Origin of the sequence: Flavobacterium sp. CHNK8 (assembly GCF_019774515.1) — a bacterium.
Taxonomy (GTDB): domain Bacteria; phylum Bacteroidota; class Bacteroidia; order Flavobacteriales; family Flavobacteriaceae; genus Flavobacterium; species Flavobacterium tiangeerense.
In genome coordinates, this window is record NZ_CP081492.1 from 1077892 (window position 1) to 1100410 (window position 22519).

At 31.7% G+C, this 22519-nt stretch carries 25 protein-coding genes; 15 read left to right on the top strand and 10 right to left on the bottom strand.

The genetic code is table 11. From position 1 onward, the window contains the following. Nucleotides 1-142: 142 nt before the first annotated feature. Together rplS and trmD are read right to left on the bottom strand one after the other, a co-directional pair. Complete coding sequence (rplS, locus tag K5V07_RS04645; RefSeq protein WP_086453886.1) at nt 143-493, bottom strand: 50S ribosomal protein L19; 351 nt, start codon at nt 491-493, stop codon at nt 143-145. A 170-nt stretch (nt 494-663) separates the two neighbouring features. Continuing rightward, on the bottom strand, nt 664-1341 hold the full coding sequence (gene trmD, locus K5V07_RS04650) for a tRNA (guanosine(37)-N1)-methyltransferase TrmD (protein ID WP_221916572.1): 678 nt from the start codon (nt 1339-1341) through the stop codon (nt 664-666). Between the two features lie 428 nt (nt 1342-1769). Here trmD and K5V07_RS04655 point away from each other — a divergent pair, with 428 nt between their 5' ends. From K5V07_RS04655 to K5V07_RS04705, 11 genes are all read left to right on the top strand, one after another. Further along, the gene (locus K5V07_RS04655) at nt 1770-2465 is read left to right on the top strand and encodes a nuclease-related domain-containing protein (protein ID WP_221916573.1); all 696 of its coding nucleotides are present in this window, start codon (nt 1770-1772) and stop codon (nt 2463-2465) included. Between the two features lie 83 nt (nt 2466-2548). Then, the gene (locus K5V07_RS04660) at nt 2549-3625 is read left to right on the top strand and encodes a DUF262 domain-containing protein (protein WP_221916574.1); all 1077 of its coding nucleotides are present in this window, start codon (nt 2549-2551) and stop codon (nt 3623-3625) included. Nucleotides 3626-3629: 4 nt separating this feature from the next. Beyond that, the gene (locus K5V07_RS04665; protein WP_221916575.1) at nt 3630-4199 is read left to right on the top strand and encodes a hypothetical protein; all 570 of its coding nucleotides are present in this window, start codon (nt 3630-3632) and stop codon (nt 4197-4199) included. A gap of 454 nt (nt 4200-4653) precedes the next feature. Then, a complete protein-coding gene (locus K5V07_RS04670; RefSeq protein ID WP_221916576.1) occupies nt 4654-4893 on the top strand; it encodes a hypothetical protein in 240 nt (79 codons plus the stop codon). 174 nt (nt 4894-5067) lie between these two features. Beyond that, nucleotides 5068-5679, top strand: coding sequence for a GNAT family N-acetyltransferase (locus K5V07_RS04675; protein WP_221916577.1), 612 nt, complete (start codon nt 5068-5070; stop codon nt 5677-5679). 160 nt (nt 5680-5839) lie between these two features. Beyond that, on the top strand, nt 5840-6382 hold the full coding sequence (locus K5V07_RS04680; protein WP_221916578.1) for a DUF6155 family protein: 543 nt from the start codon (nt 5840-5842) through the stop codon (nt 6380-6382). 514 nt (nt 6383-6896) lie between these two features. Then, complete coding sequence (locus K5V07_RS04685; protein WP_221916579.1) at nt 6897-7469, top strand: hypothetical protein; 573 nt, start codon at nt 6897-6899, stop codon at nt 7467-7469. A 204-nt stretch (nt 7470-7673) separates the two neighbouring features. After that, nucleotides 7674-8213 (top strand): hypothetical protein, encoded by a 540-nt coding sequence (locus tag K5V07_RS04690; protein WP_221916580.1) that lies wholly within the window; start codon nt 7674-7676, stop codon nt 8211-8213. A 205-nt stretch (nt 8214-8418) separates the two neighbouring features. Continuing rightward, complete coding sequence (locus tag K5V07_RS04695) at nt 8419-8988, top strand: hypothetical protein (RefSeq protein ID WP_221916581.1); 570 nt, start codon at nt 8419-8421, stop codon at nt 8986-8988. A gap of 118 nt (nt 8989-9106) precedes the next feature. Continuing rightward, entirely contained in the window at nt 9107-10153 is a 1047-nt protein-coding gene (locus K5V07_RS04700) for a two-component regulator propeller domain-containing protein (protein ID WP_221916582.1), read from the top strand. A gap of 236 nt (nt 10154-10389) precedes the next feature. Continuing rightward, the gene (locus K5V07_RS04705) at nt 10390-11322 is read left to right on the top strand and encodes a peptidylprolyl isomerase (protein ID WP_221916583.1); all 933 of its coding nucleotides are present in this window, start codon (nt 10390-10392) and stop codon (nt 11320-11322) included. An 83-nt stretch (nt 11323-11405) separates the two neighbouring features. Here K5V07_RS04705 and K5V07_RS04710 read toward each other — a convergent pair whose 3' ends face one another. Then, entirely contained in the window at nt 11406-12278 is an 873-nt protein-coding gene (locus K5V07_RS04710; protein ID WP_255577661.1) for an alpha/beta fold hydrolase, read from the bottom strand. Between the two features lie 148 nt (nt 12279-12426). On the opposite strand from K5V07_RS04710, the gene K5V07_RS04715 reads away from it, so the two are divergent. Then, complete coding sequence (locus tag K5V07_RS04715) at nt 12427-12765, top strand: tRNA-binding protein (protein ID WP_221916585.1); 339 nt, start codon at nt 12427-12429, stop codon at nt 12763-12765. Between the two features lies 1 nt (nt 12766). Here the strand turns inward: K5V07_RS04715 and K5V07_RS04720 are convergent, their stop codons facing one another. The 4 genes from K5V07_RS04720 to K5V07_RS04735 all read right to left on the bottom strand — a co-directional run bounded on the left by K5V07_RS04720 (nt 12767) and on the right by K5V07_RS04735 (nt 16925). After that, a complete protein-coding gene (locus K5V07_RS04720; protein ID WP_086454487.1) occupies nt 12767-13687 on the bottom strand; it encodes a hypothetical protein in 921 nt (306 codons plus the stop codon). 106 nt (nt 13688-13793) lie between these two features. Further along, nucleotides 13794-14606: a sulfurtransferase gene (locus tag K5V07_RS04725; protein ID WP_221916586.1), complete on the bottom strand. Its 813-nt coding sequence runs from the start codon at nt 14604-14606 to the stop codon at nt 13794-13796. A 106-nt stretch (nt 14607-14712) separates the two neighbouring features. Continuing rightward, complete coding sequence (locus tag K5V07_RS04730) at nt 14713-15093, bottom strand: PUR family DNA/RNA-binding protein (protein WP_086454494.1); 381 nt, start codon at nt 15091-15093, stop codon at nt 14713-14715. A gap of 71 nt (nt 15094-15164) precedes the next feature. Next, nucleotides 15165-16925 carry an ABC transporter ATP-binding protein gene (locus tag K5V07_RS04735; RefSeq protein WP_221916587.1) on the bottom strand — a complete coding sequence of 587 codons (1761 nt, stop codon included), beginning with the start codon at nt 16923-16925 and terminating at the stop codon, nt 15165-15167. A gap of 202 nt (nt 16926-17127) precedes the next feature. Between K5V07_RS04735 and K5V07_RS04740 the strand changes: the two genes are divergently transcribed. The 3 genes from K5V07_RS04740 to yajC all read left to right on the top strand — a co-directional run bounded on the left by K5V07_RS04740 (nt 17128) and on the right by yajC (nt 19622). Then, nucleotides 17128-18234, top strand: coding sequence for a Glu/Leu/Phe/Val dehydrogenase (locus K5V07_RS04740; protein ID WP_144894075.1), 1107 nt, complete (start codon nt 17128-17130; stop codon nt 18232-18234). A 184-nt stretch (nt 18235-18418) separates the two neighbouring features. Beyond that, entirely contained in the window at nt 18419-19330 is a 912-nt protein-coding gene (gene nusB, locus K5V07_RS04745; protein WP_221916588.1) for a transcription antitermination factor NusB, read from the top strand. Between the two features lie 19 nt (nt 19331-19349). Beyond that, nucleotides 19350-19622, top strand: coding sequence for a preprotein translocase subunit YajC (gene yajC / locus K5V07_RS04750; protein WP_144894080.1), 273 nt, complete (start codon nt 19350-19352; stop codon nt 19620-19622). Between the two features lie 72 nt (nt 19623-19694). Here the strand turns inward: yajC and K5V07_RS04755 are convergent, their stop codons facing one another. From K5V07_RS04755 to K5V07_RS04765, 3 genes are all read right to left on the bottom strand, one after another. Further along, nucleotides 19695-20162 carry a hypothetical protein gene (locus K5V07_RS04755; protein ID WP_221916589.1) on the bottom strand — a complete coding sequence of 156 codons (468 nt, stop codon included), beginning with the start codon at nt 20160-20162 and terminating at the stop codon, nt 19695-19697. Between the two features lie 239 nt (nt 20163-20401). After that, on the bottom strand, nt 20402-21640 hold the full coding sequence (pepT, locus tag K5V07_RS04760) for a peptidase T (RefSeq protein WP_182650947.1): 1239 nt from the start codon (nt 21638-21640) through the stop codon (nt 20402-20404). A gap of 145 nt (nt 21641-21785) precedes the next feature. Then, on the bottom strand, nt 21786-22313 hold the full coding sequence (locus K5V07_RS04765; protein ID WP_221916590.1) for a hypothetical protein: 528 nt from the start codon (nt 22311-22313) through the stop codon (nt 21786-21788). Nucleotides 22314-22519 lie beyond the last annotated feature (206 nt).

The window sequence follows — 22519 nt, forward strand, 5'->3', positions numbered from 1 at the left end:
GAATTTTAGGATTACTAACGTACTATTCTCAAATTGTTATATTTCAGGTTACAATCCTATTAAATTCTAAATTTATAAGGAAGTTATAAGCAAAAAAAAAGTCCCAAACATGTTGGGACTTTTATTATAAAGAGATATTTGACTATCTTCTTTTGTCTTTAATCTTAGCTTTTTTACCAGTAAGTTCTCTGAAGTAGAAAATTCTAGCTCTACGAACTGCACCTTTTTTGTTGATCTCAATTTTTTGTAATGCAGGTAAGTTCACTGGGAAAATACGCTCTACACCAATTGCACCAGACATTTTACGGATTGTAAAAGTTTCAGTATTAGCCGAACCTCTTCTTTGAATTACAACTCCTTTAAAGAACTGAGTTCTTGTTTTTTCACCCTCTCTAATTTCATAGAAAACAGTGATAGTATCTCCAGCTGCAAAAACTGGGAAATCTTTTCTTGTTACAAACTCGTCTTGAACGAATTTCATTAAATCTGCCATGATTGTATTTTATTATGGTTTAATTTAGGTCAACATTCACGGATCTCGCCAGAGGTTAACTTAATGTGGGCGCAAAAGTAAAGAAAAATGTTTAAAGTTTAAAGTTTTTCTTGTTTAAAGTTTCGAAGTTCTTGAATCACAACTTTAAACCTGAGACTTTAAACTAATTTTTAATCCTGCAGCAAATCTGGTCTTCTATTTTTAGTATGTTCATAGGCCATATCCTCGCGCCATTGGTCAATTTTGGCAAAGTTACCACTTGTTAAAACCTCTGGAACTTTCCATCCTTTGTAGTCTGCAGGTCGTGTGTAAATAGGTCCTGAAAGTAAGCCATCTTGAAAACTATCAGTCAAAGCCGAAGTTTCATCACTCAACACTCCAGGAATCAACCTGATTAAAGCATCCGATAATACGAGAGCACCGAGTTCACCACCAGATAAAACATAATCTCCAATAGAAATTTCTTTGGTAATAAAATGATCGCGCACACGCTGGTCTACGCCTTTGTAGTGCCCACACAAAATAATAATGTTTTCATACAAGGACATCGTATTGGCCATTTTTTGGTTGAGCGTTTCACCGTCGGGCGACATGTAAATCACCTCGTCGTAGGTACGTTCGCTTTTTAAGTGCGTGATGCAAGCATCAATAGGTTGCACCGTCATCACCATTCCAGCGCCGCCACCGTATGGATAATCGTCAACACTTTTTTGTCTGTTTGTAGTGTAATCACGTAGGTTATGAAAATGAACCTCCACCAAACCTTTATCAATAGCACGTTTCATAATCGAAGCTTCAAACGGGCTTCTCAACAACTCAGGCAAAACGGTAACAATATCAATGCGCATAATTTCTTTTATAAGTTATAATCCCGAGGATTCGGGAACAAAGATACAAAGATGCTAAGGTTTTCTAATAATCAAATATCCATTTCAACTATTAAACTTTTCTTTAGGAGCTTGATCCAACTATACGTTGCAATCTTATACGCCATCCCGAGGTTTCGGGACTGGCGCATAAGGATTTCCACTGCTATCTGGGCTAGGGCGTGCGTATTTCAAGATAGTTTTGCGGTTCTACAAGTACGAAAAATATTCATTTGCTGTAAAGATAGTTTCGTGATTTGTAACTAATTATTTATATATTTGGGAATAAATATAGTATAACGTTTGCCAAACATCGTTACCTAATTGAGGGATAATAGGTCTGGTATTGTCAGAACTGTATAAGTCAGTAGCTAGTTTTTGAGACCGCACCCAAATCCAACATTGACAATATGAATTTATACTTCATAATTATAGTTTTAATTCTGCTTTCAGTAGTTTCTCTTTTTGTTTATTTCAAATTTAAAGATAGAGAATTGCTGAAAACAGTTACTAATCTAAATAGAGGAACAAAGTCTGAACGGAAAATGGTTTTAAAAATTCTAAAATCAGGAATTAAATCAACAGCGATTTTCCACGACATATATTTAAGTAATGGAAATGGAAAATATAGCCAAATTGATTTAGTGGTTGCAACGAATGTTGGAATTGTAGTTTTTGAAATTAAAGAATATCGAGGTTGGATTTTTGGAAATGAAAATCAAATAAATTGGACACAAATATTAGCATACGGTAAAAAAAAGTATAAATTTTATAATCCAATATTGCAGAATAAAAAACACGTAGAAGATTTGAAAAAGTTGTATCATTTTGACGGCATTCCTATTTTTTCAGTAATAGTTTTTTTTGGAGATTGTGAATTAAAAAATTCAATTAATTTACCAAGTCGAACCTTTTTGACTAAATCTAATAAGGTTATGAATAGATTTAATGAAATTTTAGAAAGCAATCAACTAGTAAATTTTGAAAACAAATGGGAAATTGTTAATTTGCTTGAACAAGCCGTTAAGAATGGTGAAAACTCAATAATACGAACAAAACATATTGAGGATATAAAAAAATTAAAGATGAGAAAAAGATTTTATTAATTAAACCAGCTACTAATAGGCTTATGGTATAATATTATGTGTAATGCACAAATAAAAACAGAAAAACAAAAAAACAGAAAATAATGAATGACGTAAAAGATACTAAATCCTTTTCAATAAATGACATACTTTCTTGGGAAGAAAATGGAGAGCTTGTTGTTTCTCCAAAATACCAAAGAAATAAAGTTTGGAATTTAAATGCAAAATCTTATTTAATAGATACAATAATTAAAGGATACCCAATTCCACAAATATTTATTCGACAACAAATAGATATTGCTTCAAGAAAAACTCTTAGAGAAGTGATTGATGGTCAGCAACGTATAACTGCTATTATCGAATTTACTGAAGGATTGTTTAAAATTCAAAAATCTCATAATAAAGAATTAGGTGGTTTTGTCTATGAAGATTTACCAAATGAAATCAAAGAAAATATTCTAAACTATAATATTAGTTTTGAAATTATTAAGTTAAAAGATGATGGCAAAATTTATGAAATGTTTGCAAGGTTAAACACTAATAATGTGGCACTTAATAAGCAAGAGTTGAGAAACGCGCAATTTTGGGGAGAATTCAAAGTTTTTATTTTAAGAAAAACTTCTGATTTTAAAAATATTTTTATTGACAAAAAAATATTTAAGGATAAAGATTTAAGTAGAATGGCTGATGTCGAGTTTATGAATTCATTAGTTATACATTTAATTGATGGAATTATTACAGACAGTAACCAGAAAACAGATTCATATTATAAAAAATTTGACAAGGAATTTGAAATAAGTGAGGAAATTGAAGAACGTCTGAATAGAATATTTTTCATCATTGAGGATATTTTTTATAATAATTTATTCAATACCAAAATATTTTATCGTAAAAACTATTTTTGGACACTTTTCACAACTTTAAATCATCAATTATTTGGTAATCTTGATGCAGATATTTCTAGAAATACAAATTATGACAACTATTCAGTAGATAGTAATATTCAATCATTAATATCAAAATTGTCTTTATTTGAATCTGAGTTTTTAAATTATGAATATGATGATGAAGATATAGTTCGTCAACAAATTGTTGATTTCGATAAATTTCACAGAACAAGAACAACCAGCAAAGATGAAAGAAAAATGAGGATTAAGATTTTATCTGAAAATTTAATTTAATAAAATGGATAACCAAGATTTAATAGATGAGATAAATAAATGGAATGTTATCTTTTCATCATCATCTACAATTGACCAATCTTTGTATGAATTAGCATTCTTTAAAATTTTTATAAAATTTGAAAAATTTTTATCCGATTGTTTTGAAAATTATGCAATTGGAATAAATAGCAATTCAGGTTACTGTCCTACAAGAAGATTAAATTTCGATGATTTAGAACATCTTAACAAAGTTATAAAAAAGGAAAATAGATCCTTTGTGAATCATTTTGATGTAATTAAAAACATTTCAGATTGTTTTTTTATCGATAATCCATTTGAAATTATCAAAACAGACCCAACATACACAACAATTATAAGTCATATGAAAATCATAAGAGACTATATTGCCCACGAAAGTACTTCAGCAAAGAACAAATATGTTGTTACAATTTTAAATAACAGACCATTCATTGAACCACATCAACATTTATTACTTAGAAAAAGAGGAAGCACGAATTCATTCTATAGCTATTATATAAATTCAATACAAAACATTAGCAATTTCATAATAAATGCACCTATAGTACCATAAAGCACTACACATAATAGACACTACATGCGATTTAGGTATTAAACTTAAAGTGGAAATGTTTTTGTACTTGTATAAATTGTAATAACCCAAATACTGGGCTTTATTTTTTACCAAACTTGCTGAAGTCCCAAAACGCTAGCTGAACGTGTTCAAACTGACAATAAATAAAAACAGAAAAATGACAAAAAAAGATTTAATAAAACGGTTGAAGTGGTATCAGCCATTGGAACGGTCGCACGCATTTATTACTTTCCCGTTAATTGGGATCTATTTGCTCTTTACTAATTCATTTCTTGATATACTGTTTATTTTATATGGCTTAGTGCTGTGTATTTGCATATTGTTTCAAGGGCAACTTTACTGGAAACTAAAACTGGATAGGCTTACAGGAAAGGCATTTGACCAAAACAAGAATCTAATGTTTTTTAGAAAATCAAAAAAAAACAATCTTTTTATGATAGGTTTAATCCCGTTGGTATTTATTATCCAGCTCTATTTTTTTAATTGGGAAGTAAAAACAGAGAATTTGATGTTGTGGGCAATCATAGCAAACGTTTTTGGCATTCTTGAACACATCAATTATTATAATAGACAATTGATGATAGACAACACATCTGATTTAAACTATGTAATTAGAAACCGAAAACTTAAAATTGCAAGTTTGGCTAAGGACTTGTTGGAAAATAAAATTTAAAAAACCACGAGCAAACAAGTTTTTATATGTTAGGGAATCAGGCTTAATGGAAAAATGTTTTGTATTTGGCAGTTTAGTGATAACCGAAAAATAAATCTTAATTTAAAACCCAAACCCGCTGTATTACTAGAATTTTAACGGCAAGCAATCTAAAACAGAACTAAAAACAGAAAAATGAAATTTGATTTTAAAGAAAAATACATTTTAGAAAACGAATATGTAAAATTGCAACCACTAGAAAATATAGATTTTGATAATTTATTAGAGTATTCTGAAAATGAACCTGAGATTTGGGAATTTAATTCGGGTGGAGCAAACGGAAAAGAAAATCTTAAAAAATATATTGCAAACGCAATTAAAAATAGAGAAAGTGAAAAGGAGTATCCATTTATTGTTTTTGACAAAAAAAGTGGAAAATTTGTGGGGAGCACAAGATTTTATGGCATATTCTTAGAAATGAAAACCATTGAAATTGGTTACACTTGGTACGGAAAAAAATATCAAGGAAGTGGCATAAATAAAAATTGTAAGTACCTAATGTTAGAATTTGCATTTGACAAATTAGAAATGGAACGAGTTGCGTTTGCTGCAAACTCAAAAAATGAAAGAAGTCTAAATGCAATGAAAAGTATTGGTTGTGTAGTTGAAGGAGTTTTGAGGAATTGTAGTACTGATGCAAAAGGAGAAAGAATTGATGCAACAAGATTGAGTATCATCAAAACAGAATGGAATGAAAATGTAAAAAATAATCTTAAAAAACAAACGGAAAATTTTGCCAGCCGTTAACAGTAGTTTGCAAAAATGGCGTATTTTGGACTTAATTTGAAGTTGGTTTTGTAGTTGAAAATTCAGTCTTTAGTCTAAAATTCAGTCTTCCTTAATCTGCCACTTCTGCAACCTACAAAGCCTTATTGCCAATGGACGACAACTGTAACAATAAAGAAATATGGGACTAACAGATGTAAAAAAGGAATTAAAAAAACTCGACAAGGACAAACTCATTGACCTTATTGCTGACCTGTATAAAAAGAACAAGTCCGTTAAGGAGTTTTTTGACTTTTATGTAAATCCAAACGAAAGAGAACTTTTTGAGAAATACCGTGACAAAATTTTTGAAGCGTTTTATCCAAAACGTGGTAACATCTACAAACTCAAAGACGGAAAACAAGCAATCAGCGACTTCAAAAAAATGGGATCTTCAGCTGATTTACTCGCTGACCTAATGCTTTTTTATGTGGAAACTGGAGTACGTTTTACAAATAACTATGGTGATATAAACGAGCCGTTTTACAAGAGTTTGGCAACAACCTTCTATGAAAGTTTAACCTTAATGGAAAATGAAAATCTTTTGGAGAAATTTGAAGAACGTGTTGATAAAGTTGTTGACGATACAAGAGGAATTGGCTGGGGCTTTCACGACTATTTAGTAGAAGTTTGGATTTCCTTTTATCCAGCTGAAGAAGAAGAAAACGAAACAGAAGAAAAATAAAAAATAATTAAACAAGGTAAACAATGATGAAAAGGACTAGAATTATTGATTGTTTGTTCTCAGCCAAGTACATGCAAATGTAATTTTACAAGATATATATTTTAAGTGCACTTAGATATTTTCTAATAATCAAATACCCAATTCAATCAATTAACTTTTCTTTAGGAGCTTGATCCAGCTATACGTTACAATCTTATACGCCATCCCGAGGTTTCGGGACCGGCGCATAAGGATTTCCCCTGCTATCTGGGCTAGGGCGTGCGTATTTCAAGATAGTTTCCGTTTATACAAGTACGAAAACTATTCTTTTTTGCAAAGTGTGTTTACTGCTTTGTAACTAATTATTTATATATTTGAAGAATAATAAAATCTGAAAGTTATAGATCGTAACTGCTTGAAAAATTGGTTTTTAGCAATTTTAATATTCAAATTCAGGAGTTAGCTGAATATTTTAGAAGATCTATAAATATAAGAATTATAAACAAAATACAATTAACTTAAGCAAATTGAAAAAATGAAAAAAAGTTTATTAATTATTGGTTTATCGGTTGTCCTATTTTCGTGCAGTCCAACTTTAAAAGTTAAAGAATTAAATGCAAAAACTGGAAAATTACCAACTGAAACGGTTTTAAACCAAGAAGAAATTCTCGTGGAAAAAAGTGTGAATCTAAAAGAATATTCTCAGTTTTTATTTGTTAAAAAAAGCGGCTTGAATATGGAAAAATATGAAAACTATATTTTAGGAACGTTAAAGACTATTGGAGGATTTGAAAAGTATTATACGCAAAACGATTTAGAACAATATGTTATTCAAAATAATTTGACGGACAAAGTTACCAGTATTTCTGATAATATAGGTTTGTTAAATTTAAGTAAAAGTGCAGGTAAATTTCTTATTTGTGAAAGTAACGTTGAGTATAAAGGAGGGTATGATTTTGCCTTTGAATATAAAGTTATTAATCCAACAAATGCTGAAATTTTATTGCATATAAAACATAATGCTTTTAACTGGGGAGGTTTAGACAGACCTTTATTTAATCCTGTTTTCAATAAATATATTGATTGGATCAAAACTAATAGCAAATAGTATTTCAAATCAAAGTTGAAAGCTTTAAGATAAAATACAACTGATTTAATCATATCAGTATGGATATATGGCGGGTTTTGGGTTTAATTTGAAGTTGGTTTAGTACTTGCAAAGTCAGTATTTAACCGAAAAATTAGGCTTCCTTAATCCGCCACATCTCAAAGCAGTCTAACCCAGGCAACAATCTAAAAGAAAAACAAAAGAATGAAATTCGACAGAAATGATAAAATAGAAATTTTTGAAAATGCAATTAGTTGGATTGTAGTATTTGCAATGTTTGTTTATGGGGGAGGTAAAATAGTTCAATTTGATGGAGCTGCTGAAATTGACAAAACTGTTTCAGAAATGACTGGTATGGAATTGATGTGGGCTTTTTATGGTTACTCAAAAGCATATGCAATAACTTTAGGATTTTTTGAAATAATTGGAGGAACATTGATTTTGATAAAAAGAACCAGAATTATTGGTTGTTTGTTCATATCTACCATACTTGTAAATGTGATTTTACAAGACATATATTTTCAAGTGCATAATGGAGCTCTAAAAGCAGCGATTCTATACCAATTATTAATTTTAATAATTCTATGGTTGAATAAAGATAAAGTTATTCAAAGCATCAAGAGTTTAATCAATTTTAGTACATCTCAGCAACCAAGATTTAAATTTATAATCAAATTAGTAATTGCTTTTATTTGTTTTGTAATACTGAGAATAGCAGAATACTTTATAACAATGAAATTGTAGAGCCAGTAGATAAAGGTTATTACAACGTATTTGGGCAATAGGCTTAATAGGTAGTTGGTTTTGTAGTTGGGATAATTTACTACGTCTATTCGCTATTGCTCGGGTAGCAACATGAATAATGGGCTCAATTTAGTCCCTAACCCACTGTTATAGCTAGACGTTATGTATCAGAAAAAAACTTAACGGAAAATAGAAAAATTAAAAAATGGCATTATTTCACCTTGTATTTGAACTATTAAAAATATCGATTTTAAGTTGTATTTATGCAAGCTTAATACTAGTAGTTTTTAAAATAATTGCTAATCATAATCCAAATTCTTGGTTTGATAAAGTTTCAAAGAAAAAGTTTAAACTTTGGTTTTTAAGTGGACTTTACATCTCTATTTTTCTTTTCTTTTTTATGTTTTCTCATTTTGGTGACCACGGACTTGGTGACAGTGCAAGAATTCCAATCGGACACGGGAAAGCAATTCAAGAAGTCGATGGAATGCAAGCATATATCCAAGATGAAGGGCCAATAAATATGATTGAAATAGATAGTTTTAAAATAACAGCTGATTTCGTATATGGTTATATTAGCAAGGGAAATGAAAATTACGAAGGCAGCTATTTCGTTTACGACTTGGCCAATAATTCTGTCGAAACTTTTGAAAAAGAGAGTGATTTTATAAACTTATTGAAAACGCATGACCTTGATGAAAATACAGATTATAAAGATTTTAATTATTATTATGGTCAACATTGGAATGGTTGGAGATTCTGGCTTTTACCGTAAACAAATTGGAAAAAAAGCCGAAAGTATAACGGCTACTGCAACGAATTTTGCACTTAGCTTAATCTGAAATTAGTTTTGTATTTGAGGTGATTTTATTTTTTAGTAAACAAAAAACAACATGATAAAGTCCATAAAAATAATCGTTCTCTACCTGCTTTTTGTTTGTCATGTTTCGTGTACACAACATCAATTAGAAGGGAAAATAACTAAAGTCAATACCAGTGATCTTACGGGTGCCACTACACACGGACCTTTAGGTATTACTAGAAATATCATTCAGGATAAAAAAGGGATGATGTGGATGGCATCGTTTCGCGGTGTTTATAAATATGATGGAACGTTTTTTACTAACATGACTAAATCCTTAACGACATCACGTTTTTATTCTATTTTAGAGGATACGAAAGGCAATTTGTGGTTTGGTACTGTTGGCACTGATGCGTCTGGAGTGTATCGGTATGACGGAAAATCTTTCGAAAATTTCACAACTGCGCAAGGACTTCTTAATAATGAAGTGAGTAGTATTTATGAGGATAAAAACGGTACTTTCTGGTTTGGCGTTTCAGGTGGGTTTAGTTTTTTTGATGGTAGTTCTTTTCAAAATTTTATCATCGACGAAAAGGGCATTCATGAAGATAAAACTGGAAAAATATTTGTAAAAAGGCAATCTTTTAAACATACCGTCAATTCCATTTTGAAAGATGGTAAAGGTGTTTTATGGATTGCCACAGGGGACAAAACGTACCAATACAATAAACAAAAAGCAACTGTAATGACTCATGATGAGACACCTTTTTATAACGTTCGTGTCCTTATGAAAGACTCAAATGGATCTATATGGCTGGGCGGTCCCCACGGTTTATGGCGTTACAAGAACAATGCTTTTAGTAATTTTTCTAAAACTATCGTGTCTAGCATAGTCGAAGATGCTAACGGTGCTATATGGATGGGCTCTGCAAAAAATGGAATGACGCCCAAGTGGGATCTTTCTCAATTAAGTTCAAATGCTTTACGTACTGAATATGCCAAAGGAGTCACAATTCCCAATTTACCAATGATTTTTGGACTTAATGCTTCAAGCGATGGGAATATTTGGTTGGCTACCTTTGATGGCGTTTTTCGCTATGATGGTAAAACAATGAAAAGTTTTAATGAAGCGAAATAATTTAAGTAACAATTGATTAAGTGACGAATACATTAGAGTGGGAGTGAAGGTGTGACTTTGATATTAGAGGTCAACTTTCGTAATTATGTTATTCTTGATCCATTTTTTTTCCGTTAAATTCGTTTACTACATCAAACCATTATTTCATTATGGACCATTTCTAAATCAACGAATCTCCAAATTCCCTTTTTAAAATTATTTTTGTAAATTTGCCATTCAATAAAAATTAAACAACAATGGAAAACGGAATATATGCTAAATTCAACACCACAAAAGGTGCTATTTTAGTAAAACTTACACACGATTTAACACCAGGAACAGTAGGTAACTTTGTAGCTTTAGCCGAAGGAAACCTTGAAAACAAAGTAAAACCACAAGGAGTTAAGTTTTATGACGGTTTGAAATTTCATAGAGTAATTCCTGATTTTATGATTCAAGGTGGTTGTCCACAAGGAACAGGAACAGGAGATCCAGGGTACAAATTTGATGATGAATTTCACCCAAGTTTAAAACACAACCGTCCGGGAGTTTTGGCAATGGCTAATTCAGGACCAGGAACAAATGGTTCTCAGTTTTACATTACACACGTTCCTACAGATTGGTTGGATAACAAGCATACTGTTTTTGGACATGTTGTTGAGGGGCAAGACATTGTTGATGCTGTGGCTCAAGGAGATGTATTAGAATCTTTAGAAATCATAAGAGAAGGTGAAGAGGCTAAAAACTGGAACGCAATTGAGGCTTTTATCACTTTTAAAGGAGCTAGAAACAAGCGTGACGCTGCCTTAAAAGCAGAAGCTGAAGCAGCTATGGAAAAATTAGCAGCTGGATTTGAAAAAACAGAAAGTGGATTGCGTTACCAATTCATCCAAAGAGGTGAAGGTAAAAAAGCAGAAAGCGGTAAAACAGTTGCGGTACACTATGAAGGTTCATTAGAAAACGGAAAAGTTTTTGATTCATCATACCCAAGAAAAAAACCAATCGAATTTAAATTGGGTCAAGGTCAAGTAATCGAAGGATGGGACGAAGGTATTGCACTTTTAAAAGTAGGTGACAAAGCTCGTTTTGTAATTCCATCTGATTTAGGATACGGTCCAAGAGGAGCTGGAGGAGTTATTCCACCAAATGCTACTCTAATTTTTGATGTAGAATTAATGGATGTAAAATAAGCTTTAGCTTAACTTGCATATTTAATTTATCCCATTGGCCTTAGCGGCTAATGGGATTTTTTTTTAGGTATAACAAAGAAAATTTATGTATTTAAAAACTGAATTAAATCAGCATTTAGTCTTTCTTTTTCTATATAAAACAATCCATGAGGCGCTCCTTCATATATAAGAAAGGTGTTGTCAGGGATAAGTTTAGCCGCAATTTCTGAGGTTATTTCTATGGGAACGGTTTTGTCCTCATCTCCGTGAATGATAAGGGTTGGTACTGTCACGGTTTTCATCTCGTTTCGGAAATCTGTCGACGAAAATGATTTGGCACATGCCAAAGTTGCCTGTGGCGAAGCAAAAGAACATAGCATGCGATAGTAGTGCAGCAAAGCAGAGCTTATGGGTTTACTGATAAAGCTTACACCAAAAAATGTTTTTCCAAAGTTATCTAGAAAGCTAATGCGATCTTCCTTAATCTGGCTTGCCATTACATCGTATTTTTCTTGTGGTACACCATTAGGATTTGAATCGGTTTGCAATTGAAATGGGGTTATAGATGCAATAAGGACAGCTTTTGTAATTCCTTTTCCGCCGTGACGGCTAAAATAGCGCACTACTTCGCCACCACCCATTGAAAAACCTACAAGAGCTACATTTTCCAGATTCAAATACTCAATAATGGCTTTCAAATCGTCAGCTAAAGTATCATAATCATAACCATCCCAAGGCTGTGAGGATTTACCAAAACCACGACGGTCATAGGCAATCACTCTAAAGTTGTTTTGAATCAAAGCCTCCATTTGGTATTCCCACATTTCATTAGATAATGGCCAGCCATGAATTAGAATTACGGGTTTTCCTTCTCCATAATCTTTCACGTACAATTGCACATTTGGCGCTGTTTGTATGTATTGGTCAATGCCAATTGTTTCTTTTTTTCTGGCTTCGTTGTTGTTCTTTTGACTCATTTCCATAATAGTTATAATTTAAAAGATGAATTTAGTATTCGTCTTTTGTAAATCTAGAACTGTTTTACAAAAAAAGTTTTACAGAATTAGTTTAAATAGTTGTAAATTTTATAGGTTTGTTATTCAGTATTTTAAAAAATAAATAATTATGGAAGACCTTAACTGGAGCGAATTTGAAAGAGTAGAAATGCGTGTGGGTACCATTTTAGAAGTTCATGATTTTCCCGAAGCTAGAAAACCGGCCTATCAATTAATAATAGATTTTGGGACTGAAATTGGAATTAAAAAATCGTCTGCACAAATCACTAAGCGATACCAAAAAAAAGATTTATTACACCGACAAATTGTTGCGGTTGTCAATTTTCCTAGAAAACAAATTGGGAAGTTTTTTAGCGAATGTTTGGTTTTAGGATCAGTAGGAGCTGAGGGCGATATTGTTTTGCTCGCACCAGATTTTAAGGTTGAAAATGGGTTACGAATAGGTTAATTTATTCATTAAATGAAGTTTGAACCTTAGCATCAAGCGTTTCATACTTGTTGTGAATGGCTAATATAATTACTCCAAATAATACTGCCGAGACAATTAAAATAGTGTTTAGAAATCCCTCAGTGCCAAAAGAAAGTTTGATCAATATTGTTGAAATGATAAAGCCAGAGTTGCGAATGACTTTGTTAAACTTATCCGATAAGAAAAATGAAAACAACAACAATAGCACCTCAATCAAAATCAAGATGGTGAAAAAATCATCAAAGAAAATTTTATTAATGTCTTTCATTTTTGTTACAATTTCTGCAATCGAAAAGAAATTTTCATAAATCCAATGTCCCAAGCTGTACATGGATAAACTTAAAAAGACAGGGATTAATATGATAGCAAAAATGTTCTTTAATTTGATAAACGAAGCAATTGCGGTAGTTTTTTGAATTTTAGATTGGTTGATTTCATTCTCCTTACTTAACTTGTAAAAGAAAAAAAGCAATAAGAAAAGCATTATGGTAGCCAGAATGTCTAATGTGAAATTTACATTGGCAGCAGAGTCAAACCAGTTGTCTTTAAAGTCGAGTTTAGTCAAATCTTTAAAGATACGTCTGATGATAATAAGCGTAATGATTTCATATTGTTTACCAATGTATATAGTGGTTGATTTTGGCAAATAATAAATTAAAAGATAGACCTCATAGATCAAAATAAATGAAAATGGCGTGTAAATTGCAGCTATAGGATTACTCAATAGCTTAGAATATTTTGGGGTATCGATCCAGCCTAGATCAATAATGACAATGATACTAAGATGTATCAAGAAAAAAATAATGGCCATGGAAACAAAAAACTTTTCAGCTCTTTTTTTAGTTTCTTCGGATAAAAGCAAGCGATACAAAAACTGAAAAATAGTGTAAGATTGTTTCATGATAGTAATTAAGAATTAAAAGTAGTAAATAAACATTTTAAAAATATTGATTTTCAGTTAATTAACCTTTGTTTAAAGGGGGTTGAAACATTGATTTATAAAATTGCTATATATTCTTTTTTAAACCCCATTCAGTCCAAGAGCCATCATAAACAGAGCAATTGTCACTTTCAATCAAAGCATACGCTAAAACGATTATGCAAGCGGTAACCCCAGATCCACAATAAACTATAATTGGCTTAGAGCTTGGTTTTAGAATGGCTTTAAGTTTTTCTGGTTGTAAAAAAGTGTAGTTGTTTAACACGCTTGTGTAGGGAATGTTTATCGCTTTTGGAATATGTCCGCTTTGTAAACCAACTCTAGTTTCTTTAACAGTACCATTAAAGCGATTTTCAATACGGGCGTCAACTACAAGATATTTTTGGTCAATAATGTTTCTTTCAACTTGATGTTTGGTTTTTACCAGTTCTTGTTGAAAATCAACTTTAAAATTACCAAGATTATATATTTCATTCCCTGGAATGGCCTCTACAGTATAATTGTGTTTAATCCATTGTGGTAAACCGCCATCAAGCACTGCTACATTGTTAAATCCCATAACTTTAAATAACCACCAAACTCTTGGGCTCGAGTATATTCCTAAATTGTCATATACTACCAGAATACTGTTTTTTGAGATGCCAAGTTTTGTGGCCTCTTGTTCAAATTGACTCGGACTCGGTAGGGAATTGGGTAACGGATTATTTTGATCGCTAAATGCTGTTTTTAAATCAAAGAATCGAGCTTTTGGGATTCTCAGATTATCAAAATCAGTTATGGCTTTAGCCTGATTTTCTTTAAGACTAGCGTCTAAGATTATTAGATTGGGTAAATCAAGATTATTGTATAGCCAATCTACCGATACTATTGTTGAGGTCATGTTTTTTATTTTGACAAAGAAATAAAACTTCTTGGTTTTTAAGATAAAAAAAAGTCCAAAAACGTATAGTTTTTGGACTTTCTTGGGGTAAGTAAGGAACTAAAAATTAAATATCATCAAAATCTATATCTGTAAATGTTGATGTTTGTGGTAAGCTATCGTCGTCTTGTTTCTCTAATGTATATTCTTTTTTGAAATCTTTTTGGTGTCTTTCAGAGATTACTTCTTCACCTTTGTGATTTAATACATAAGAAGTCATTTCGTCAAGAATTTCTGCAAAAGCAGCAAAATCCTCTTTATACAAGTAGATTTTATGTTTTTTAAAGTGAAACGATCCGTCTTCTTCTGTAAATTTTTTACTCTCGGTAATGGTAATGTAGTAATCATCAGCCTTAGTAGCGCGCACATCAAAGAAATAAGTTCTTCTTCCAGCTCTTAAAACTTTAGAAAATATTTCTTCTTTTTCTAACATGTCATGTTCTCTCATATTCCTTTCAGTCAATTTATGGTTGTTAACTAGCATTCAAAAATCTACAAAAAATATGTATTATACAACAATTAAAGCATTTCTTTTTCTGAAAGTTGTTTCAAGTGTAAGTCGGCATAATACCCGTTTTGATTTATCAATTGATTATGAGAACCTTGTTGGATAATTTGTCCGTTGTCTATAATAATTATGTTATCGGCATTTTTTGCTGATGAAATTCTATGGCTAACAATAATTGTTGTTTTGTCTTTACAAATAGCATTTAGATTGTTTAAGATGGCCTCTTCGGTTTCGGTATCCACAGCAGATAGGCAATCATCAAACAATAAAATAGGCGAGTTTTTTATGATAGCTCTTGCAATAGAAACACGTTGTTTTTGACCTCCAGAAAGTGTGATACCGCGTTCTCCTAGTACAGTTTCATATTGTTTGTTGAATCCCATAATATTGTCATGAACAACGGCACTTTTGGCGGCAGCCTGTACTTCTTGATCCGTTGCGTTTTCTTTACCAAACTTGATGTTGTTTTTAATACTGTCCGAGAATAAAAAAGCATCTTGAGGAACAATACCGATGTTGTTACGAAGGTCAAACAGATTTAGAGTACTAATTTCAGCTGAATCAATTGTGACTTGACCACTTGATACATCATACATACGAGAAATTAATGATAAAATAGTTGATTTACCAGATCCCGTTTTGCCTAAAATGGCCAATGTTTCTCCTTTTTTAACGGTAAATGAAATGTCTTTTAAGGCTTGAATATTGGTGTCTTCATAGGTGTAACTCACGTTATGAAATGAAATACTGCCTTCAATAACAGATTTGTTAGGATTGTTGTTTTTAATCTCGGGTTCTATTTTAAGAAATTCATTAAGTCTCTTTTGAGACGCTTCTGCTTCTTGAACCATTGATGAAACCCAACCCAGTGAGGCAACTGGCCATGTAAGCATGTTTACGTATAAGATAAATTCAGCAATAGTACCGATATGTTTTATAGTGCCGTTGATGTACATGAGACCACCAAAATAAATAACCACCAAGTTACTGATGCCAATTAAAGCCATCATTAAAGGACCAAATAAGGATTGTACTTTGGCTAGGTTTAAGCTTTTGCTTTTACTTTCCTCGGCCAGGTTTACCATATTTTGTTGGTGTTGCTGTTCAAGAGAGTAGGCTTTTATAACTCTAATTCCAGAGAAAATCTCTTGGGAGAAACTAGAAATTTTTGATAAATACTGCTGGAAAATGGTACTTCTAGAATTTATTTCAGAGCTCAATTTAAAGATGGCGTAAGATAGAATAGGCAGCGGTAATAAGGTGTACAAAGTTAATATTGGAGATACGTTGTACATATACACAATTACTATTGCAAACCTAATTATTGTGTTTATAGTATACATTACAGCGGGGCCTACATACATACGCACTTTAGAAACGTCCTCGCTAATGCGGTTCATTAAATCTCCCGTTCGGTTTTGTTTGTAAAAATTTTGAGTTAAGTTTTCATATTGTCTAAATACTTCATTTTTTAAATCAAATTCAATATGCCTAGACATTACAATAAGCGTCTGTCTCATCAAGAAGGTCAAAAAACCGGCTATTATTGTAGTTGCAATAATCAGTAATATATTAGATATCAATTCGTCTTTAATAACGGATTTAGCAACTGATGTATCTTTGGCGAAAGCCTCAATTACCATAAAAGATTGACTGATCAACTTAGGGGTAAATAGCATGAAAATTTGCGCAATGATGGTGAACACAATTCCAAGTAAAAAGCTGTATTTGTATTTAACGAAATATTTATTTAAATAACGTAATTCTTTCATTTTTAGTAAGGTATTCTGTGTTTTGTAACTTTTTTATAATGTTTTGCTAACTTTTTACAAGATTATATTGCTGAATATCAAGTGAAAGTTATTGATAAATTAATGATTTTTTCCAGAAATGCTATTGCATATTTAAATTTTATGTAGATTTGGCTAGTCTTTTTGACAAATTCATAAATGTCTCACTATTAAAACTTACACAATGAAAGCAGATTTTACAACTGGAAAAGAACTTCAAAAAATGGATCCTGTTTTTGGTCAATTATCATTTGATGATCACGAGCAAATAGTATTTTGTAATGACAAAGATACGGGTTTAAAAGCAATTATTGGTATTCATAATTCGGTAATGGGACCTGCATTAGGAGGTACAAGGATGTTTAATTATGCTAATGAGTGGGAAGCACTAAATGATGTTTTGCGTCTTTCACGCGGGATGACCTACAAAGCAGCTATTACTGGACTTAATATTGGTGGTGGTAAAGCAGTTATTATAGGGGATGCCAAAACTCAAAAAAATCCAGCATTAATGCGTAAATTTGGAGAGTTTGTACATTCATTAAGTGGGCGTTACATTACTGCAGAAGATGTAGGAATGGAAACGGCAGATATGGATATTGTAAGAGATGTAACTCCTTATGTCACTGGGATTTCTGAATCTAGAGGTGGTGCTGGAAATCCATCTCCAGTTACAGCTTACGGGGTGTATTTGGGAATGAAAGCGGCTGCTAAACAACAATTTGGTACCGATGTATTAAGTGGTAAGAAAGTATTAGTTCAAGGTATAGGACACGTTGGAGAAACATTGGTTGACTATTTAACCAAAGAAGGAGCCATTGTTACTATTGCTGATATAAATGAAGAAAAACTAGTAGAAGTAGGAGCAAAGTACAATGCTGAAATTTACAGAGGTGAAGATCTTTACACTGCTGATGTAGATATTTACGCGCCATGTGCTATGGGTGCGACTTTAAATGATAGTACTATTTCAAAACTAAAAGCAAAAGTTGTTGCTGGTGCAGCAAACAACCAGCTTGCAGATGAGAATATTCATGGAGCTTTATTGCAACAAAAAGGAATTTTGTATGCTCCAGATTTCTTGATTAATGCAGGTGGAATTATTAACGTTTATGCAGAGTTAGCTCATTATGATAAAGCAGAAATCATGCGTAAAACCGAAAATATTTATAACACTACGCTAGAAATATTTGATTATGCTATTGCCAATAATTGTACAACACATCAAGCGGCACTTACTATTGCGCAAAATAGAATTGATCAAAGAAAATTAGAGAACAGTAAAAAGTAGTTTTCATACTCAGCTGCCAGTATTTAGTGATGTATTATTTGATATCACTAAATACTGATTGCTGAATACTTCAAAATAAGCGATTATATATTTTATTTTAAAAAATGAAATCCTTATTTTTGCACCCTAATAAATTTAAAGTTCTTACAAGGTGGTAAATAGAAGACACATACGCGTAAAGGTCATGCAATCCATTTATGCAATGCATCAAAGCGGTTCAGATAGTTTGGAAAAAGAGGAAAAATTCCTTTATTATAGTATAGATAGTATCCAAGATTTGTACCTTATAATGCTCTCTTCATTGATTGAAATTTGTAAGACTGAAACTGTTTATTTGCATAAATCAAGCTTAAAACATTTAGCTACTCCAGAAGAACGTAATCCAAACGAAAAATTTATTAAAAATAAAATTTTTCAAATCCTCTCTGATAATAATTCATTAAGCATAGCACTTGAGAATCGTAAAATTAACAATTGGTCATTAAATGATGATTATATTGTTTTGCTACTTAACGAAATTAAAGCTAGTAAGCTATATCTGGATTACATGCAAAGTGGTATAAACACATTTGAAGAAGATCGACAATTTATTGTGGACTTATTCATGCAAGTGATTGTTCCAAATGAAAAACTGTATGATTACCTTGAAGATGATAAATTAACATGGGTTGATGATATTCCGCTGGTGAACACGCATATTATTAAGCAGTTAAAAACAATCAAAGCTGGTGAAGATGACAATTTTAGAGTTCCAAAATTGTATAAGGATAATGAAGATAGAGATTATGTAAAAGAGTTGTTTCGTAAAACAGTTTTAAACGAAAAAGAACTAGCCAAAGAGTATTTGGATAAAACACCTAATTGGGATAGTGAAAGAATAGCAGAAATTGACACGATAATCTTGAAAATGGCAATTTGTGAGTTTCTAAAATTCCCATCTATACCGGTAAAAGTGACATTGAATGAATATCTTGAAATTGCCAAAGAATATTCTACTCCAAAAAGTAGTATATTTATAAATGGTATTCTAGACAACCTAGTAAAAGAACTAAATACAAATAATAGAATTATCAAAGCCGGTCGCGGTTTGATGTAATAAAAAAATAAAAAAAAACATGGAACAATTACAGCAGTTTGCCCCTTTCATTTTAATGTTTGTTGTTATCTATTTCTTTATGATTAGACCACAACAAAAAAGAGCTAAAAATGAGAAGACATTTGAAAGCAGCTTAAAAGTGGGAGATAAAATCATTACCAAAAGTGGATTGCACGGAAAAGTTGCTGAACTAGCAGAAACTACAGTGGTAATTGAGACTATGTCTGGTAAATTAAAAATGGAGCGTTCAGCAATTTCAATGGAAATGAGCGCAGCGTTAGTGAAAAAATAGTAGTAAACAACACAAATAAAAAGTCCCAAATTAGATTCTAATTTGGGACTTTTTTATTTTTGCAAGTAGCCTTTATTTTTTATTCTTTTTATTCTTTTTTGCTTTTTTTGATTTAGCTTTAGCTTTTTTTGCTTTCAGTTTTGCTTTTACTTTAGCTTTTTTGGCTTTGTCTTTTTTAGTTTTCTTTGCTTTTTTAGCTTTAGCTTTAGCTTTTTCTTTGGCATTCGCCTTTGCTACTTTTTTCTTTTCTTTATCTTTCATTTTTACTTTGTTTTTATTCTTTTCTTTTTTGTCTTTCTTTTCCTTTTTATCCTTGTCTTTAAATACTTCCTCAACTGAAGAAGTGATAACTTCTTCTTCTGATGCTGGTGTTTCAATATCAGTAGGTTCAGTATCTAGTGATGGGTTTTCTGTTGTGTCTTCAGTCTCTACAGAAGTAGCTGTTTTTTTTGCTGCAGGAGCGCGTCTTGCTCTAACGGGTTTAGTAGTCTCAGGTGTAGATTCTGGTGTGAGGTTTGTTTCCTCTTCGTGTGATGTCATAAAAAAAGTAGTTTATAGTTGTTTGATGTTATAATAAATCACAATATTAATAAATTGTTATTTTTACGTTAGTAAATGTAGTGATTTTATTCATTGCTCAATGTTAAGCTTTTGTTTTAGGAGTTTTTTTTTACAAGCATATGTTTGCAGATCACAATTCATTCTGTTGTTGATTTATATTCAAAAAAAAAGTCTCCTATCAGAGATGGAGACTTTTGAATTATGAAATAAATGTTTCGTTATAGTTTTGTTGTCAATTCGGCTATTTTAACAATTACGTCAACAGCTTTTTGCATACTTTCTACTGGTACATATTCGTATTTCCCATGAAAATTATGACCTCCAGCAAAAATATTAGGACATGGAAGTCCTTTGTATGAAAGTTGTGATCCATCAGTTCCACCTCGAATAGGTTTGATCAATGGTTTTATATTCAATTCTCTCATTGCTTGCTCGGCAATATCAACAATGTATTTTACGGGCAATACTTTTTCTTTCATATTGTAATACTGATCTTTTATTTCTGTAATTACAATATCCTCTCCAAATTGCCTAGCGTATTTTTTATTGATTTTAGCGGTTATTTTTTCAATGAGTTCTTTTCTTTTCTCAAATTTTTTCTTGTTATGATCTCTGATTATCAATTCTAAAACTGTTTCTTCGATATTTCCAGAAAGGTGGTGAACATGAAAAAAACCTTCATAGCCTTTTGTTTGCTCAGGAGTTTCATCAGATGGTAATTGATTGATAAAATCATTGGCAATTAGCATGGAGTTGATCATTTTTCCTTTGGCATATCCAGGATGAACACTTTTTCCTTTGAAAGTTATTTTAGCTCCAGCCGCATTGAAATTCTCATATTCGAGTTCGCCTACTTGGCTTCCGTCCATAGTGTATGCCCATGCTGCTCCAAATTTTTCAACGTCAAAATGATGAGCACCACGACCTATTTCTTCATCTGGTGTAAAACCAACTCTGATTTTCCCGTGTTTGATTTCAGGATTGTTGATTAAGAATTCCATTGCCGTTACAATTTCAGTGATTCCAGCTTTGTCATCGGCTCCTAATAAAGTGGTTCCATCGGTTGTTATTAAGGTTTGCCCTTTATATTGTAATAGGTCTTTAAAATAATCTGGGGATAAAATGATGTTTTTTTCAGCGTTTAAAACAATGTCTTTGCCATCATAATTGGGAACTATTTGCGGTTTTACATTGGCACCACAAAAATCTGGTGAGGTGTCAAAGTGTGATATAAAACCTATTGTAGGTACTTCATGATCTACATTGCTAGGTAACGTGGCCATGATATATGCTTTGTCATCAATAGTCACATCTTGCATTCCAATATTTTTTAGCTCTTCAACCAGTTTGTTAGCTAAATCCCATTGTTTTGGAGTACTTGGCGTGGTTGGTGAGTTGGCATCAGATTCTGTATCAATTATAACATAACTGATGAAGCGGTCAATGATATGTTGCATGGTTTAATTTGTTTTATGCAAATATAATTTTTTCCACATGGATTTTGATTTTCATTAAGAACATTTTTTGATTTTTATTTGAACATTATAGCTTTAGCAATATTACTTTGTCACAAAAAAAAACCACTCGAAAGTGGTTTTACGTTTAATCTCTTACTTTACTCAATTTTTTTTCTGCTTTTGCAACATCTTCTTTTAAATTGTTGATTTTGATTTGTTGCTTGCTAATTTTAATATTTTCTTTTTCTATTTGAGTAGGATCTAGTTTTCGATTGTCTTTTTTCTTTTCGAATTTTTCCATGTTATCTAGCAATTTTTTCTCGGTAGAAGCGAGCTTTTCTTTGCTTTTTTGAACCGACTTTTCAGCAGCAAGTATCCTACTTTGTTTTAAAGCAAAATCCCTTTGTTCTTTATCTGCTTTGTGTTTTTCTTTTTCTGTTTCTTCGGCTTGGTTAAGTGCTTTTTTATCATTTTTCAGTCTTTCTTTGAGCATTTTTTCTTCGGCTTTTAAAGCTTTATTTGCTGCTTGAGTAGCTTTTTTTATGCTGTCATTTTGAGTAGCTTCTACAGAGGATTTAGTGTTTGGTAATTGCGTGTCTTTTTTGACATCTTGCGCAAAGAATACTTGAACAGTGCAAAGCAATATTGCTGTTGTTATTATTTTAATTTTCATAGATTTTAATTTAAGTTGTTATTCATCCATTTGTTAGGGATATTTTCAATTTGCTAAAATTATGCCATTTTAAGTAAATAACAAGTTAAATAAGACTAAAAGTTAACAAATAGAGCTTTTATTTTATGTTTTTGTTGAGAAATAAATTTGTCGTTTTATCTTTTCAAGACTTCCATTTTGTTCCATATTACCAATGATTCAAGTAA

Coding starts and splice junctions, on each gene's coding strand:
- K5V07_RS04680 (WP_221916578.1), top strand. CDS start 5,840: ATGGGACTAACAGATGTAAAAAAGGAATTAAAAAAACTCGACAAGGAC.
- K5V07_RS04655 (WP_221916573.1), top strand. CDS start 1,770: ATGAATTTATACTTCATAATTATAGTTTTAATTCTGCTTTCAGTAGTT.
- K5V07_RS04695 (WP_221916581.1), top strand. CDS start 8,419: ATGGCATTATTTCACCTTGTATTTGAACTATTAAAAATATCGATTTTA.
- pepT (WP_182650947.1), bottom strand. CDS start 21,640: ATGCAACATATCATTGACCGCTTCATCAGTTATGTTATAATTGATACA.
- K5V07_RS04735 (WP_221916587.1), bottom strand. CDS start 16,925: ATGAAAGAATTACGTTATTTAAATAAATATTTCGTTAAATACAAATAC.
- K5V07_RS04665 (WP_221916575.1), top strand. CDS start 3,630: ATGGATAACCAAGATTTAATAGATGAGATAAATAAATGGAATGTTATC.
- K5V07_RS04755 (WP_221916589.1), bottom strand. CDS start 20,162: ATGACATCACACGAAGAGGAAACAAACCTCACACCAGAATCTACACCT.
- K5V07_RS04685 (WP_221916579.1), top strand. CDS start 6,897: ATGAAAAAAAGTTTATTAATTATTGGTTTATCGGTTGTCCTATTTTCG.
- K5V07_RS04705 (WP_221916583.1), top strand. CDS start 10,390: ATGGAAAACGGAATATATGCTAAATTCAACACCACAAAAGGTGCTATT.
- K5V07_RS04720 (WP_086454487.1), bottom strand. CDS start 13,687: ATGAAACAATCTTACACTATTTTTCAGTTTTTGTATCGCTTGCTTTTA.
- K5V07_RS04700 (WP_221916582.1), top strand. CDS start 9,107: ATGATAAAGTCCATAAAAATAATCGTTCTCTACCTGCTTTTTGTTTGT.
- K5V07_RS04715 (WP_221916585.1), top strand. CDS start 12,427: ATGGAAGACCTTAACTGGAGCGAATTTGAAAGAGTAGAAATGCGTGTG.
- K5V07_RS04740 (WP_144894075.1), top strand. CDS start 17,128: ATGAAAGCAGATTTTACAACTGGAAAAGAACTTCAAAAAATGGATCCT.
- K5V07_RS04730 (WP_086454494.1), bottom strand. CDS start 15,093: ATGAGAGAACATGACATGTTAGAAAAAGAAGAAATATTTTCTAAAGTT.
- K5V07_RS04660 (WP_221916574.1), top strand. CDS start 2,549: ATGAATGACGTAAAAGATACTAAATCCTTTTCAATAAATGACATACTT.
- K5V07_RS04675 (WP_221916577.1), top strand. CDS start 5,068: ATGAAATTTGATTTTAAAGAAAAATACATTTTAGAAAACGAATATGTA.
- K5V07_RS04765 (WP_221916590.1), bottom strand. CDS start 22,313: ATGAAAATTAAAATAATAACAACAGCAATATTGCTTTGCACTGTTCAA.
- K5V07_RS04725 (WP_221916586.1), bottom strand. CDS start 14,606: ATGACCTCAACAATAGTATCGGTAGATTGGCTATACAATAATCTTGAT.
- K5V07_RS04670 (WP_221916576.1), top strand. CDS start 4,654: ATGATAGGTTTAATCCCGTTGGTATTTATTATCCAGCTCTATTTTTTT.
- K5V07_RS04690 (WP_221916580.1), top strand. CDS start 7,674: ATGAAATTCGACAGAAATGATAAAATAGAAATTTTTGAAAATGCAATT.
- yajC (WP_144894080.1), top strand. CDS start 19,350: ATGGAACAATTACAGCAGTTTGCCCCTTTCATTTTAATGTTTGTTGTT.
- trmD (WP_221916572.1), bottom strand. CDS start 1,341: ATGCGCATTGATATTGTTACCGTTTTGCCTGAGTTGTTGAGAAGCCCG.
- rplS (WP_086453886.1), bottom strand. CDS start 493: ATGGCAGATTTAATGAAATTCGTTCAAGACGAGTTTGTAACAAGAAAA.
- K5V07_RS04710 (WP_255577661.1), bottom strand. CDS start 12,278: ATGAGTCAAAAGAACAACAACGAAGCCAGAAAAAAAGAAACAATTGGC.
- nusB (WP_221916588.1), top strand. CDS start 18,419: ATGCAATCCATTTATGCAATGCATCAAAGCGGTTCAGATAGTTTGGAA.